This window comes from Streptomyces odontotermitis, assembly GCF_050510915.1.
Lineage (GTDB): Bacteria > Actinomycetota > Actinomycetes > Streptomycetales > Streptomycetaceae > Streptomyces.
Map to the genome: position 1 here is coordinate 84,152 of NZ_JBNJLS010000005.1, position 13,536 is coordinate 97,687.

Genomic DNA, 13,536 nt, shown 5'->3' on the forward strand with positions numbered 1-13,536 from the left:
CGGGGACCTCAGCCCACCAACGCCCCGCCCCGCGCCGCCTCTTGGGGCCTGCGCGGACCCGCCATCCGGTGGGCCGGGTCGCGGACCTCGCCCACCAGGAGCTCCAGGACGTCTTCCAGGGCGACGAGGCCGAGTACGCGGCCGGAGGCGTCCGCCACCTGGGCCAGGTGGGTCGCCGCGTGGCGCATGACCGTCAGGGCGTCGTCCAGGGGGAGTTCGGCGCGCAGCGTCGTCATCGGGTGCCAGACCTGCTGTGGCACCGCGCGGTCCGTCTCCTCCAGGTCGAGTACGTCCTTGACGTGCAGATAGCCCATGAAGGCGCCGGTCTCCGCACGGACCGGGAAGCGGGAGTAGCCGGTGCGCCCGGTGAGTTCGATGATCTGGTCCGGGGTGACCGAGGGGCCGACCGTGACCAGCGAGGCGCCGTCGAGCAGGACGTCCGTGACCGGGCGCGAGCCCAGCTCCAGGGCGTCCTCCAGGCGCTCCTGCTCCTCCGGTTCCAGGAGCCCGGCCTGGCCGGAGTCCTCCACCAGGCGGTTCAGCTGCTCGCTGGTGAAGACCGCCTCGACCTCGTCCTTCGGCTCGACCCGGAACAGCTTCAGGACAAGCCGGGCCGAGGCGCCGAGCGCGGCCGTGACCGGGCGGCACAGGCGGGCGAAGGTGACCAGGCCCGGGCTGAACCAGAGCGCGGTCTTCTCGGGGGCCGCCATCGCGAGGTTCTTCGGGACCATCTCGCCGATCACGAGGTGGAGGAAGACGACGACGGCAAGCGCGATCACGTAACCGAGAGGGTGGATCATGCCCGCGGGCAGGTGGACCGCCTCGAAGACGGGCTCCAGGAGGTGCGCCACCGTCGGCTCCGCCACCGCGCCGAGCGTCAACGAGCAGACGGTGATGCCGAATTGGGCGGCCGCCATCATCTGCGGCAGATGCTCGAGGCCGTGCAGGACCTGGCGCGCCCGCTTCGTGCCCAGGGGCTCGATCTGGCTGCGGCGCACGGAAACGAGCGCGAACTCGGCGCCCACGAAGAAGCCGTTGGCCAGCACCAGGAGGACGGCGAAGACGAGTTGCAGGACGCTCATCGGGTCGCCTCCAGAGCCGGGGCCTCCAGGGCCTCTTCGTCCAGGGAGGGAAAGGCCGAGGCCGTGGACGCGGACGTTCGGGAGCGCTCCGGCGCCGCCTCCCTGGCCGCGGCCACAGCCGTCCGCACGATCCGCACCCGCTCCGCCCGGTAGTGCACGACCTGGCGCACCGAGAGCCGCCAGCCGGGCAGTTCGGCACGGTCGCCGGGGGCGGGGATGCGGCCGAGGAGGTCGGCGACGAGTCCGGCCACCGTCTCGTACGGTCCCTCGGGGGCGTCGAGGCCGATGCGCCGGAGGGTGTCGACGCGGCAGCCGCCGTCGGCGTCCCACGCGGGGCGGCCGTCCTCGGCCGGGGCGGGGGCGAGTTCGGGCAGGTCGAGCCGGTCGTGCTCGTCGCGGACCTCGCCGACGAGCTCCTCGACGATGTCCTCCAGGGTGACGACGCCCGCCGTGCCGCCGTACTCGTCGACGACGACGGCTATGGGCTGTTCGCTGCGCAGCCGCTCCAGGAGGGGCTGCACGGGAAGCGTCTCCGGGACCAGGAGCGGGGCCTTGGCGATGCGGCTCACAGGCGTGCGCAGCCGCTCGTGGCCGGGGACGGCGAGGGCGTCCTTGAGGTGCACCATGCCGACGACCTCGTCGATCCGCTCCCGGTAGACGGGGAAGCGGGACAGGCCGGTGGCGCGGGTGAGGTTCACGACGTCCTCGGCGGTGGCGCTGGACTGCAGGGCGCTGACCTTCACGCGGGGCGTCATCACGTGCTGTGCGGTGAGCTCGCCGAGGGAGAGGGTGCGCACGAACAGGTCGGCCGTGTCCTGCTCCAGGGCGCCCGCCTGCGCCGAGTGGCGGGCGAGGGAGACCAGTTCGCCCGGGGTGCGGGCGGAGGCCAGCTCGTCGGCCGGTTCGACGCCGAGGGCGCGGACCAGGCGGTTCGCGACGGTGTTCAGGAGGGAGATCACCGGCCGGAAGAGGCACGCGAACGCGTGCTGCGGGCCCGCGACGAACCGCGCGACCTGCAGCGGCCGCGACACGGCCCAGTTCTTCGGCACCAGCTCGCCGATCACCATCTGCACGGCGGACGCGAGGAGCATCCCGACGACCACCGAGACACCGGAGACGGCGCCTTCGGGGACGCCGACCGCCGTGAAGGGGCCCTTCAGGAGCCGCGCGAGCGCCGGTTCGGCGAGCATGCCGACGACGAGCGAGGTGATGGTGATGCCGAGCTGCGTCCCGGAGAGCTGGAACGACAGCTCCTTGAGGGACTCGACGACGGTACGGGCCCGCCGGTCGCCGTCGGCCGCGGCCTTCTCGGCGTCGGGCCGGTCGACGGTGACGAGGCCGAACTCGGCCGCCACGAAGAAGCCGTTGGCCAGGATCAGCAGGAAGGCAGCTCCAAGAAGGAGCAGAGGGACTGTCATGCCGCCGCCTCCGAGGATGACCCGGTGCGGTGCTTTCCGGGGTTCCCGGTTCCCGTATGTCGGGAGGGGGCGGCGCAGGTACTACAGGACGATCCGTCCATCGCCGGAGGGAGTCACTCCTCATGTAGCAGGAGCCCCTGGGAGCCGGGCGGCCCGTCAGGGGCGGGGCGGCACATCGCGCGTGCCCCGCCCCCCAGATTAATCAAGACCGGGCCCCGGGCGGCAGGGCCCGCGCCCCTGAGCCGGCCCCGAAGTCCGCCGGGTCAGCCCTGAGGTCCGCCCTCGCGGCCGCCCGCGTGGGCGTCGGCCAGGGCACGCAGGGCGCGGGCGTCGCTGATGGCGCGCTGCTTGGCGATGCCGGGCTGGATGCCGAGCGCGGGCAGGCTGGTGCCGTCGCTCAGGTTGAGGAACACCCAGGGGTCGCCGGGGCGCAGGTTCACCTGCACGATCTCGGCCCAGTCGAGGCTGCGGCTGGTGGCGATGTTGACGACGCGCACTCCGGAGTCGCTCGCCACGACCTTGGGCCGGGAGAGCAGGAGCAGCACGCCGAGCAGCAGCGCGCCGGTGAAGATGAAGCTGGTGCGCTCCCCCGGGCTGAGCTTGGGGAGGATCAGCGCGATCACCGTGAGGACCACGAAGATCGCCGCCCCGGCGGTCAGCAGCACCGCGCGGGTGCGGCCGGGCCGGAAGGTGACGGGCAGGGTGGGCAGCTCGCTCTGGTCGCGCTGTCCGGTCTTGTCGCTCATGGCGCTGGTCTCCTGCCCGGTCAGAGGCGGCAGGCGTGGATGGCGGTGGTGAGGATGGCCCGCGCGCCGATCGCGTACAGGTCGTCCATGACGCGCTGGGCGTCCTTGGTGGGAACCATGGAGCGGACGGCGACCCAGCCCTCGTTGTGCAGCGGCGAGATCGTCGGGGACTCCAGGCCCGGGGTGAGGGCGACGGCCTGCTCCAGGTGCTCGGCGCGGCAGTCGTAGTCCATCATCACGTACGTGCGGGCGACCAGGACGCCCTGGAGGCGGCGCAGGAACTGCTGGACCTTCGGGTCGTCGGCGGCCGCGCCCCGGGGGCGGATGACGCACGCCTCGGACTTCATGATCGGCTCGCCGAAGACCTCCAGGCCCGCGTTGCGCAGCGAGGTGCCGGTCTCGACGACATCGGCGATGGCCTCGGCGACGCCGAGCTCGATGGCGGTCTCGACGGCGCCGTCGAGGTGCACCACGTTCGCCTCGACGCCGCGCTCGGCGAGGAACTTGCCGACGATGCCCTCGTACGAGGTGGCGATCGTCTTCCCGGAGAGGTCGGCCAGGTCCTTGACGGCGCCGGGCCGCGAGGCGAAGCGGAAGGTGGAGCGGGCGAAGCCGAGCGGCAGGATCGCCTCGGCGTCGGCGCCCGAGTCGATCAGCAGGTCCTCGCCGGTGATGCCGATGTCGAGCTTGCCGGAGGACACGTAGATCGCAATGTCCTTGGGGCGCAGGTAGAAGAACTCGACCTCGTTCTCCGGGTCGACGGTGACGAGTTCCTTGGACTCCTTGCGCTGGCGGTACCCGGCCTCATGGAGCATCGCCGACGCAGGTCCGGACAGTGAACCCTTGTTGGGGACGGCGATGCGCAGCATGAGGGCGAATTCCTTTGTACGGAGGGTGGGTTGGGCTTGCGGGGAGGTGTCGCCCTAGAGGTGGGCGTACACGTCGTCGAGGGAGATGCCGCGGGCGACCATCATCACCTGCACGTGGTACAGGAGCTGCGAGATCTCCTCGGCGGCGGCTTCCTTGCCCTCGTGCTCGGCGGCCATCCAGACCTCGGCGGCCTCTTCGACGACCTTCTTGCCGATGGCATGGACGCCCTTGTCGACGAGCTCGGCGGTGCGGGAGGTCGCGGGGTCGCCGTTGGCGGCCTTCTGCTGGAGCTCGGCGAAGAGCTCCTCGAACGTCTTCTTGGACATGATGGTGCCTACTTTACGTGGCCGCCCGGCACCCCTCAGCGCCAGGGCTCGGAGACGGTGCGCAGCGTGGTCGCGGTGGCGACGGCGGCGGTGACCGCTTCGTGCCCCTTGTCCTCGCTCGACCCCTCGATGCCGGCGCGGTCCAGGGCCTGCTCTTCGGTGTCGCAGGTGAGCACGCCGAAGCCGACGGGGACGCCGGTGTCCACGGAGACCTGGGTGAGGCCCTGGGTGACGCCCTGGCACACGTACTCGAAGTGCGGGGTGCCGCCGCGGATGACGACGCCGAGCGCCACGATCGCGTCGTAGCCGCGGCCCGCGAGGACCTTGGCCACGACGGGCAGCTCGAAGCTGCCGGGCACGCGCAGGACGGTCGGCTCGTCGATGCCGAGCTCGTGCAGGGCGCGCAGGGCGCCGTCGACGAGGCCGTCCATGACCTTCTCGTGCCACTGCGCCGCGATGACCGCGACCCGCAGGTCGCCGCAGTTCTTGACGCTCAGTTCGGGTGCACCCTTGCCGCTCACGCGCTTCTCCTCGTCATACGTGCGTAGGGAAAAATTCGAGGTGTTCCGGGGTGTTACTGGTTGCCGCAGGTGGACGTGGGGGCCGCGTCCAGCCACGGCAGGTCGTGGCCCATCCGGTCGCGCTTGGTGCGCAGGTACCGGAGATTGTGCTCGCCCGCCTGGATCGGCATCGGCTCGCGGCCGGTCACCGCGATGTCGTGGCGCAGGAGGGCGTCGGTCTTCTCGGGGTTGTTGGTCATCAGGCGGACGCTGTGCACGCCGAGGTCCTGGAGGATCCGGGCGCCCGCTCCGTAGTCGCGGGCGTCGGCGGGCAGGCCGAGTTCGAGGTTGGCGTCCAGGGTGTCGCTGCCGCGCTCCTGGAGCTCGTACGCGCGCAGCTTGGAGACCAGGCCGATGCCGCGCCCCTCGTGGCCGCGGAGGTAGACCACGACGCCGCGGCCCGCGTCGGTGATGCGGCGCATCGACTCCTGGAGCTGGGGGCCGCAGTCGCAGCGCAGCGAGTGGAAGACGTCGCCGGTCAGGCACTCGGAGTGCAGCCGCACCAGGACGTCGGTGCCGTCGCCGAGGTCGCCGTGGACGAGGGCGACGTGCTCGACGCCGTCGACGGTGGAGCGGTAGCCGTACGCGGTGAACTCGCCGTACTCGGTGGGGAGCGTGACCTCGGCGGCGCGCCGGACGGTCGGCTCGGAGCTGCGGCGGTAGGCGATCAGGTCCTCGATGGAGATGATCGTCAGGCCGTGCTTGCGGGCGAAGGGGATCAGCTCGGGCAGGCGCAGCATGGTGCCGTCCTCGCCCGCGATCTCGACGATCGCCCCGGCCGGGCGCAGGCCCGCGAGCCGGGCCAGGTCGACGGCGGCCTCGGTGTGGCCGTCGCGCACCAGGACGCCGCCGTCCTTGGCGCGCAGCGGGAAGATGTGGCCGGGCCGCACGAAGTCGTCGGCGGCCGCCGTGCCGCCCGCCAGGAGCTGGAGCGTGGTGGCGCGGTCGGCGGCCGAGATGCCGGTGGTCACGCCGTGGGCGGCGGTCGCGTCGACGGAGACCGTGAACGCGGTGCGCATCGACTCGGTGTTGTGCTCGACCATCTGCGGGAGCTGGAGGCGGTCCAGCTCGTCGCCCTCCATGGGCGCGCAGATCAGGCCGCGGCACTCGCTCATCATGAAGGCGACGATCTCGGGGGTGGCCTTCTCGGCGGCGATGACGAGGTCGCCCTCGTTCTCCCGGTCCTCGTCGTCGACGACCACGACGGGCCGCCCGGCGGCGATGTCGCGGATGGCCTGCTCGACGGGGTCGAGGGAGAGGTCGGAGGTGTCCTCACCGTGGGCGGTGCGGTACCAGACGGGCTCCGACGTCTCCGTCGGTGCGAGGGGTGCCGTGGTCATGCCGGGGCTCCTTCCATGACGGGCCGGGCCGCCGCCGTGCGGGACCGCAGCCACCAGTCGCGCATGCCCCACAGGACGAGCGCGAGGTAGATGACGTATACGAAGCCGGAGAAGGCGAGGCCGCTGTTGAACGCCAGCGGCACCCCGACCACGTCGACGAGGAGCCAGGCGAACCAGAACTCGACGAGCCCGCGGGCCTGGGCGACCATCGCGGCGAGCGTGCCGACGAAGATGTAGGCGTCCGGCCACGGGTTCCAGGACAGGTCGGGCACGGCGGCGAAGAGCGAGCCGACGGCGAGGGTGCCGGCGGCGGTGCCCGCGACGAGGACGCCGCGCTCCTTCCAGGTGGCGAAGCGGATCGCGATGGACCCGTCCTGCGCCTGCTGCCGCCCGCGCGTCCACTGCCGCCAGCCCCACAACGCGACGCCGATGACGAGGAGTTGCTTGCCGACGCCGCCGGACAGGTGCGCCGCCCCGTACGCCGCGACGAGGATCACGCCGGACAGGAACTGGGCGGGCCAGGTCCATATGGAGCGCCGCCAGCCGAGCGCGAGGGCAAGCAGTCCGATGACGTTGCCGATCATGTCGGACCACATGATGTGCTGCCCGAAGGCCGTGAACGCCTCGGAGTTGAGCCAGTTCACTTGCCGCTCCCTTGGGACGCGCGGTCGCCGAGGAGGCGCTCCACGTACTTGGCGATGACGTCGACCTCGAGGTTGACCGGGTCGCCGGGCTGCTTGAAGCCGAGCGTGGTCAGGGCGAGGGTGGTGGGGATGAGGCTGATGGTGAAGAAGTCGGGGCCCGCCTCGACGACCGTGAGGCTCACGCCGTCGACGGTGATGGAGCCCTTCTCCACGACGTAGCGGGCGAGTTCGGCGGGGAGCGAGACCTTGACGATCTCCCAGTTCTCGGACGGCTCGCGCGCGACGACGGTGCCGACGGAATCAACGTGACCCTGCACGATGTGTCCGCCCAGGCGCGCACCCACGGCGGTGGGCCGCTCCAGGTTGACCCGGGAGCCGACGTCGAGGGCACCGAGGCTGGAGCGCTTGAGCGTCTCGTCCATCACGTCCGCGGTGAACTCGTCACCGTCGTGCTCGACGACGGTCAGACAGACCCCGTTGACGGCGATGGAGTCGCCGTGCCGGGCGCCCTCGGTGACGACGGGGCCGCGCAGCCGGAAGCGGGAGGCGTCGCCCAGCTTCTCGACGGCGGTGATCTCGCCCAGCTCTTCGACGATTCCGGTGAACACTTCAGTGCTCCTTCGCTGCGGGACGTGCGGGGACTGCGAGCTCTGCGGTGATCCGCAGATCGGGGCCGAGGCGGACGGTCTCGCTCATGTCGAGGCGCAACGCTTCGGCGATGGTCGTGATTCCGCCACCGGTGAGGGCGGCGGGCCCCGCGCCGAGCAGCGCGGGGGCGAGGTAGCAGATGACGCGGTCCACGACGCCCGCGGCGACGAAGGCCCCGGCGAGCGTGGGACCCCCTTCGAGAAGCACGGAACGCACGCCGCGTGCGTGCAGAGAGTCAAGCAGAGCCGTAATGTCCAACCCACCTGCCGCGCGCGGCAGTTGAACACAGTCGACGCCCTCCGGCGGCCGTACGCCGGCGGCCACCGCGAGGAGGGTCGGGGCCGCGTCGTCGAGGACCCGGGCGCCGGGCTTCACGGCGGTGGCGTCGCTGTCGACGACGACGCGCAGCGGCTGGTTCGCGCCCTCGATGCCGCGCACGGCCAGGTGCGGGTCGTCGGTGCGGGCGGTGCCGGAGCCCACCACGACGGCGTCGCACTCGGCGCGCAGCCGGTGCACGTCGGCGCGGGACTCGGCGGAGGTGATCCAGCGGCTGGTGCCGTCGGCGGCGGCGGTGCGGCCGTCGAGGGTCGCGGCGTACTTCCAGGTGACGTGCGGGCGGCCGAGCCGCGCGGAGGTCAGCCAGGCGCGGTTGCCCGCCTCGGCCTCCGCCTCCAACAGACCCGATTCCACCTCCACTCGCGCCGTACGCAGGGTCTGCGCGCCGCCCGTCGCGGTGGGGTTCGGGTCGCCGACCGCGTACACGACGCGGGCGATCCCGGCGTCGATGAGGGCCTGGGCGCAGGGGCCGGTGCGGCCGGTGTGGTTGCAGGGTTCGAGGGTGACGACGGCGGTGGCGCCGCGGGCCTTGTCGCCCGCCGCGCGCAGGGCGTGCACCTCGGCGTGCGGTCCGCCCGCGCGCTGGTGGTAGCCCTCGCCGACGATCTCCCCGGAGGCGTCGAGGATGACGCACCCGACGACCGGGTTGGGGCTTGTGGAGCCGAGCCCGCGCGCGGCGAGGTCGATCGCGCGCCGCATGGCGGCTGCTTCGGCTGCGGTGGCCACCGGGTCCTCCTGCCTCTTCGGGCACGGACTCCGGGGCCTGTCGATGACGACAGAACGTACGGGCAACGGCACCGGGAGCGACGCCGATGAGAGCTCTCCCTGGGAATCCCAGGAATCAAGCCACTACGGCGACGCGCACATATGTGCCCGCCCGCCGCGCACTGCCTCCCATCCGGACTTTCACCGTCGGTCCAGGAATTTCACCTGGTCAACCGGTCGCTGGAGGCGACCGGGTCGCGGACTGTAACCGCCGGTTCGGAATTACACCGACCCCGGAGTGCGCTGCTTCTGGTACGAGGCCAGTGTGCCACGCCTGATCGAAGGCGTGCCGGTCGATCCCTGTGGGCTGGCTCACAGCGAGGCCCGGTGCCGGGCGGGCGCGCGGTTTTGGGAGGCTTGCCGGGTGAGCAGCGCCGCGGCCACGGCCGACGAATTCGAGACCCACCGCCCGCGCCTCTTCGGGCTCGCCTACCGCATGCTGGGCTCCGCCCAGGAGGCGGAGGACGCGGTGCAGGACGCCTATCTGCGCTTCAGCGGCGCCGAGCGCGCGGACATCGAGCACGTCGGCGCCTGGCTCGCCAAGGTCACCACCAACCTCTGTCTGAACCGGCTGACGTCGGCGCGCGCCCGCCGCGAGGAGTACGTGGGTCCCTGGCTGCCGGAGCCGGTGGTCACCTCGGGCGGGGCGCTCGGGCCGCTGGAGTCGGCGGAGCAGCGGGAGGCGGTGTCGATGGCGCTGCTCGTGCTCCTGGAGCGGCTCACCCCGGTGGAGCGGGCGGTGTACGTGCTGCGGGAGGCGTTCGCGTACAGCCATGGGGAGATCGCCGGGGTGCTGGACCTGAGCGAGGCCAACTGCCGTCAGCTGTACGGCAGGGCGGTGCGCCGGGTGGCCGGGGAGCGCCCGCGCTTCGAGGCCACGGAGGAGCGCCGCCGGCAGCTCGTGGAGTCGTTCGTGGCGGCGGCCCGCGAGGGGGATCTCGCGGGCCTGGAGCGGCTGCTCGCCGCCGATGCCGTGTGGTGGAGCGACGGGGGCGGCAAGGTCACCGCGGCCCGGCGCCCCCTCGTGGGCCGGGAGAGGATCGCCCGCTTCCTGGTGGGCGGCTGGGAGAAGTTCGCCACCGGGATGGATCTGTCGTACGCGGAGGTCAACGGCGCCCCTGCGCTGGTCGGGAGGTTCGCCGGGGCGCTGGTGGGACTCGCCGTCTTCGAGTGCGCGGGCGACGGGTCGCTCGTGGCCGTACGGACCGTGGTCAACCCGGACAAGCTGGGATTCGTGGAACGGCAGCTCGCGGACGGCTGAGGCGCGATGTCACATTTTTCGGGGCTGATCGGTTCCTAGCCGGTGACGGACGCGTTCCCTCGCGTCCCGCACCGTGAAGGAGCCTTGAGATGACCACGATCCTGGTGACCGGCGGCACCGGAACCCTCGGCCGCCTCGTGACCGAGCGGCTGCGCGCCCAGGGGCACGAGGTGCGGGTGCTGAGCCGGCGCGCGCAGCCGTACGCCGTGGACCTGCGCGAGGGCACGGGGCTCGACGCGGCGGTCGCGGGCGTCGACACGGTCGTGCACTGCGCGAGCTCGCCGCGCGGGGGCGACGAGCAGGCCGCGCGGAATCTGATCGCCGCGACCCGAAAGGCCGGGGTGCCGCACCTGCTGTACATCTCGATCGTCGGCGTGGACCGGGTGCCGATGGGCTACTACCGGTCGAAGCTGGCCGTCGAGCAGCTGATCGAGGAGTCCGGGCTCGGCTGGACGGTGCTGCGCACGACCCAGTTCCACGATCTGGTCGCGACGGTGTTCGGCGCGCTCGCCAAGGCGCCGGTGCTGCTGTACCCGGCGGGCGTCAGCGACCAGCCCATCGCGGTGGCCGAAGTCGCCGACCGGCTCACGGAGTTGGCGGTGGCCGCACCGGCCGGGCGGGTCGCGGACCTGGGCGGCCCCGAGGTGCGGACGTTCCGCGAGCTGGCCGGGGCGTATCTGCGGGCGACGGGGCGGCGGCGGCCGCTGGTGCCGCTGCGCCTCGCGGGCGCGGCGTACCGGGGGTTCCGGGCGGGCGGCCACCTGGTGCCCGAACGGGCCGTGGGGCAAGGGACGTTCGAGGAGTTCCTCGCCGAGCGGTTCGGCAGCAAGGCACAGGCGACCAGGTGACCACACCCGGCGCCCACCCGCCCGGTGGCTCAACTCCCTGGTGACACCCGGCCGTTCAGGTACCGGGGGCCGAACAGCTCCTCCTGTGCGGCGTCCCTGGCGGTGAGCAGGGCGCCGCGCAGGACGGCGCCGCCGCCCAGGGCGGACGCCCGTATCCCGGTGCGCAGCGGCGACAGGGCGGCGACGCGCTCGGCGACCCGGTCGGCGAGCGCCGCGCCGCCCGCCCGGCCCACCGCGCCGCCGAGGACCACGCAGCCGGGGTCGAGGAGCGCGGCCACGGCGGCCGCCCCGACGGCGACCCGGTCGGCGAGCGTGTCGAGGAACGCCCCGTACGCCTTCGTGGCCGCTTCGCCTTCGGCAGGGCTTCCGGTGCCACCCCCGTCGCCGGTTCCGGCATCCGCGGCGGCCGCATCCCGCAGCAGGCCCACGGCGTCCGCCCCCGCCGCGCCCGGCACCCCGTGCTCGGCCGCGAGGTCCCGTACGGCGGCCGCGCAGGTCAGCGAGTGGAAGCCGCCCTCGCAGCCGGTGGCCGAGGGCAGCCCGGCGGTGCCCGGCACCGGCAGGAAGCCGATCTCGCCCGCGCCGCCCGAGGCCCCGCGCCGCAGCGTCCCGTCCAGGACGACGGCGGCGCCCACGCCCTCGTCGAGCCAGAGCAGCACGAAGGTGTCGCGGTCGGCGGCGGCGCCGTCGCGCTGTTCGGCGCGGGCGGCGAGGTTGACCTCGTTCTCGACCAGCACGCGCGCGGGCAGCCGGTCCTGGAGGACCGCGACGAGGCGGCGGTGCCAGGCGGGCAGCCCCGTGGAGTCGCGGAGTTCACCGCTCGCGGGGTCGATCAGGCCGGGCGCCCCCACGCCGACGCTGTGCAGCCGCGTGGCGCCGCCCGCGCGCGCGGTCCGCTCGACGAGGGCGACGGCACGCTCGACGGCGGGCCCGGTCGCCGCGCCGGAGGTGACCGGCAGGCTGTCCTCGGCGAGGACCGTGCCGAGCAGATCGGTGACGGCGACGGTCACGGAGTGGGTGCGCACATCGACGGCGGCGAGGTGGGCGCGGTCGGCCACGATCCCGTAGAGCCGGGCGTTCGGCCCGCGCCGCTGGGCGCCCGCCTCCCCCACGACGGCGATGATCCCAGCGCCCTGGAGCCGCTCCACGAGGTCGGCGACGGAGGGCCGGGAGAGCCCGGTGAGCTCCTTCAACTGGCCGGCCGTCAGGGGGCCTTCCCGCTGCAGGTGGTCGAGGGCGAGCCGGTCGTTGATGGCCCGAGCGGTGCTCGGTGATGCGGGCATGCCGGGATCCTTCCACACGGCCCGGACGGGGCTCCGGGCCTCCGTAGGGGAAACCCCTTATTTATCAGGCAGGGTTCCTGATAGTTTACGGCGGCCGGTTTCGGATCCACCCCGGGGAGGGGCTCACCGCATGAGCGAGACGAGCGAAGTGGCCTACGACAGAGGGCAGTTGAGGCGCGCCCGCTACGCCGTGGCGGCGGTCTTCTGCGTGCACGGCGCCGTGACCGGCTCCTTCGCGACCCGGGTGCCCTGGATCCAGGAGCACGCCGGCGTGAGCGCGGGACTGCTCGGCCTCGCCCTCGCCTTCCCCGCGATCGGCGCCTCCGTGGCGATGCCGCTCGCGGGCTGGATCAGCCACCGCTTCGGCGCCCGCACCGCGCTGCGCGGACTGCTCGCGCTCTGGACGCTCTCCCTCACGCTGCCGTCGCTCGCCCCGAACCTGGTCGCGCTCTGCGGCGTCCTGTTCGTGTACGGGGCGACGGCGGGGATGTCGGACGTGGCGATGAACGCCCTGGGCGTCGAGGTCGAGACCCGGCTGGGGAAGTCGATCATGTCGGGGCTGCACGGCATGTGGAGCGTGGGCGCCCTGATCGGCTCGGCCGCCGGGACCGTCGCCGCCCACGTGGGCGCGGACGCGCGGCTGCACCACCTGTTCGCGGCCCTGGCCCTGACCGTCATCGGCCTGGTTGCCTGCCAGGGCGTGCTCGACCTGCGCAGCACCCCCGAGGAGGCGGCACCGCCGCGGTTCGCGCTGCCGCCCAAGTCGGCGCTCCTGATCGGCGCGGTCGGCTTCTGCGCGGTCTTCGCGGAGGGCGCGAGCCTGGACTGGTCGGCGGTGTACCTGCGCGACGTCCTGGACACCTCCGCCGGTCTCGCCGCGGCCTGCACCACCGGGTTCACGCTCACCATGGCGGTCGCCCGGCTCGCCGGGGACGCGGTGGTGGACCGGTTCGGCGCGGTGCGCACCGTGCGGACCGGCGGGGTGCTCGCGGCGCTCGGCGGCCTGCTGGTCGTGGTGGCGGGGCATCCTGCCGTGGCCATGGGCGGCTTCGCCCTGATGGGGCTCGGCATCGCGGTCGTGGTGCCGCTGGCCTTCGCGGCGGCCGGGCGCAGCGGGCCGAACCCGAGCCAGGCCATCGCGGGCGTCGCCACCATCACGTACACCTCCGGCCTGATCGCGCCCTCGGCGATCGGGACCCTCGCCGACGCCACCAGCCTGGTGGTCTCCTTCGGCCTGGTGACGGCGCTGGCCTGCGGGCTCGCGGCGTTCGCGGGCGTCCTGCGCACGGACGCGCGGCCCGCGGTCACCGGCACGGCCAAGGCCGGGGAGCGGGCGCTGTAGCGGCGGCCGCAGGGGCGGCGGGGCGCGGGCCGCGGGGGCCGGAAGGCCGGGTCCAACGGCCCGCATC

At 73.2% G+C, this 13,536-nt stretch carries 14 protein-coding genes and 1 riboswitch; of the genes, 3 read left to right on the forward strand and 11 right to left on the reverse strand.

Annotated features, from left to right (window positions below; genetic code table 11):
• Positions 1 to 8: 8 nt before the first annotated feature.
• The 10 genes from ACQB60_RS16295 to ribD form a co-directional block, all read right to left on the reverse strand.
• On the reverse strand, positions 9 to 1,082 hold the full coding sequence (locus ACQB60_RS16295) for a hemolysin family protein (RefSeq protein WP_496926712.1): 1,074 nt from the start codon (positions 1,080 to 1,082) through the stop codon (positions 9 to 11).
• Positions 1,079 to 2,500: a hemolysin family protein gene (locus ACQB60_RS16300; protein ID WP_496926713.1), complete on the reverse strand. Its 1,422-nt coding sequence runs from the start codon at positions 2,498 to 2,500 to the stop codon at positions 1,079 to 1,081. The genes ACQB60_RS16295 and ACQB60_RS16300 overlap by 4 nt, the downstream gene beginning before the upstream one ends.
• A 263-nt stretch (positions 2,501 to 2,763) precedes the next feature.
• The gene (locus tag ACQB60_RS16305; protein WP_496926714.1) at positions 2,764 to 3,246 is read right to left on the reverse strand and encodes a PH domain-containing protein; all 483 of its coding nucleotides are present in this window, start codon (positions 3,244 to 3,246) and stop codon (positions 2,764 to 2,766) included.
• Between the two features lie 20 nt (positions 3,247 to 3,266).
• Positions 3,267 to 4,115, reverse strand: coding sequence for an ATP phosphoribosyltransferase (gene hisG, locus ACQB60_RS16310; protein ID WP_496926715.1), 849 nt, complete (start codon positions 4,113 to 4,115; stop codon positions 3,267 to 3,269).
• 54 nt (positions 4,116 to 4,169) lie between these two features.
• A complete protein-coding gene (locus ACQB60_RS16315) occupies positions 4,170 to 4,442 on the reverse strand; it encodes a phosphoribosyl-ATP diphosphatase (RefSeq protein ID WP_496926716.1) in 273 nt (90 codons plus the stop codon).
• A 35-nt stretch (positions 4,443 to 4,477) separates the two neighbouring features.
• On the reverse strand, positions 4,478 to 4,963 hold the full coding sequence (ribH, locus tag ACQB60_RS16320; RefSeq protein ID WP_384847380.1) for a 6,7-dimethyl-8-ribityllumazine synthase: 486 nt from the start codon (positions 4,961 to 4,963) through the stop codon (positions 4,478 to 4,480).
• Positions 4,964 to 5,016: 53 nt separating this feature from the next.
• Positions 5,017 to 6,342 (reverse strand): bifunctional 3,4-dihydroxy-2-butanone-4-phosphate synthase/GTP cyclohydrolase II, encoded by a 1,326-nt coding sequence (locus ACQB60_RS16325; RefSeq protein WP_496926717.1) that lies wholly within the window; start codon positions 6,340 to 6,342, stop codon positions 5,017 to 5,019.
• Positions 6,339 to 6,938: a nicotinamide mononucleotide transporter family protein gene (locus ACQB60_RS16330; protein WP_496927095.1), complete on the reverse strand. Its 600-nt coding sequence runs from the start codon at positions 6,936 to 6,938 to the stop codon at positions 6,339 to 6,341. Before ACQB60_RS16330 ends, ACQB60_RS16325 begins: the two co-directional genes overlap by 4 nt.
• 44 nt (positions 6,939 to 6,982) lie before the next feature.
• Positions 6,983 to 7,594, reverse strand: coding sequence for a riboflavin synthase (locus tag ACQB60_RS16335; protein WP_496926718.1), 612 nt, complete (start codon positions 7,592 to 7,594; stop codon positions 6,983 to 6,985).
• A gap of 1 nt (position 7,595) precedes the next feature.
• Positions 7,596 to 8,696 (reverse strand): bifunctional diaminohydroxyphosphoribosylaminopyrimidine deaminase/5-amino-6-(5-phosphoribosylamino)uracil reductase RibD, encoded by a 1,101-nt coding sequence (gene ribD / locus ACQB60_RS16340; protein ID WP_496926719.1) that lies wholly within the window; start codon positions 8,694 to 8,696, stop codon positions 7,596 to 7,598.
• Between the two features lie 154 nt (positions 8,697 to 8,850).
• Positions 8,851 to 8,981: riboswitch (FMN riboswitch) on the reverse strand.
• A 190-nt stretch (positions 8,982 to 9,171) separates the two neighbouring features.
• On the opposite strand from ribD, the gene ACQB60_RS16345 reads away from it, so the two are divergent.
• Entirely contained in the window at positions 9,172 to 9,996 is an 825-nt protein-coding gene (locus ACQB60_RS16345; protein WP_496927096.1) for an RNA polymerase sigma-70 factor, read from the forward strand.
• 89 nt (positions 9,997 to 10,085) lie between these two features.
• Positions 10,086 to 10,844, forward strand: a complete 759-nt coding sequence (locus ACQB60_RS16350; protein ID WP_496926720.1) for an SDR family oxidoreductase — start codon at positions 10,086 to 10,088, stop codon at positions 10,842 to 10,844.
• 29 nt (positions 10,845 to 10,873) lie between these two features.
• Here the strand turns inward: ACQB60_RS16350 and ACQB60_RS16355 are convergent, their stop codons facing one another.
• Positions 10,874 to 12,127, reverse strand: coding sequence for an ROK family transcriptional regulator (locus ACQB60_RS16355; protein WP_496926721.1), 1,254 nt, complete (start codon positions 12,125 to 12,127; stop codon positions 10,874 to 10,876).
• Between the two features lie 130 nt (positions 12,128 to 12,257).
• Here ACQB60_RS16355 and ACQB60_RS16360 point away from each other — a divergent pair, with 130 nt between their 5' ends.
• Complete coding sequence (locus tag ACQB60_RS16360; RefSeq protein WP_496926722.1) at positions 12,258 to 13,469, forward strand: MFS transporter; 1,212 nt, start codon at positions 12,258 to 12,260, stop codon at positions 13,467 to 13,469.
• Positions 13,470 to 13,536: the final 67 nt, after the last annotated feature.

Coding starts and splice junctions, on each gene's coding strand:
- ACQB60_RS16325 (WP_496926717.1), bottom strand. CDS start 6,342: ATGACCACGGCACCCCTCGCACCGACGGAGACGTCGGAGCCCGTCTGG.
- ACQB60_RS16350 (WP_496926720.1), top strand. CDS start 10,086: ATGACCACGATCCTGGTGACCGGCGGCACCGGAACCCTCGGCCGCCTC.
- ACQB60_RS16300 (WP_496926713.1), bottom strand. CDS start 2,500: ATGACAGTCCCTCTGCTCCTTCTTGGAGCTGCCTTCCTGCTGATCCTG.
- ACQB60_RS16295 (WP_496926712.1), bottom strand. CDS start 1,082: ATGAGCGTCCTGCAACTCGTCTTCGCCGTCCTCCTGGTGCTGGCCAAC.
- hisG (WP_496926715.1), bottom strand. CDS start 4,115: ATGCTGCGCATCGCCGTCCCCAACAAGGGTTCACTGTCCGGACCTGCG.
- ACQB60_RS16345 (WP_496927096.1), top strand. CDS start 9,172: ATGCTGGGCTCCGCCCAGGAGGCGGAGGACGCGGTGCAGGACGCCTAT.
- ACQB60_RS16315 (WP_496926716.1), bottom strand. CDS start 4,442: ATGTCCAAGAAGACGTTCGAGGAGCTCTTCGCCGAGCTCCAGCAGAAG.
- ACQB60_RS16330 (WP_496927095.1), bottom strand. CDS start 6,938: ATGTGGTCCGACATGATCGGCAACGTCATCGGACTGCTTGCCCTCGCG.
- ACQB60_RS16305 (WP_496926714.1), bottom strand. CDS start 3,246: ATGAGCGACAAGACCGGACAGCGCGACCAGAGCGAGCTGCCCACCCTG.
- ACQB60_RS16355 (WP_496926721.1), bottom strand. CDS start 12,127: ATGCCCGCATCACCGAGCACCGCTCGGGCCATCAACGACCGGCTCGCC.
- ACQB60_RS16360 (WP_496926722.1), top strand. CDS start 12,258: ATGAGCGAGACGAGCGAAGTGGCCTACGACAGAGGGCAGTTGAGGCGC.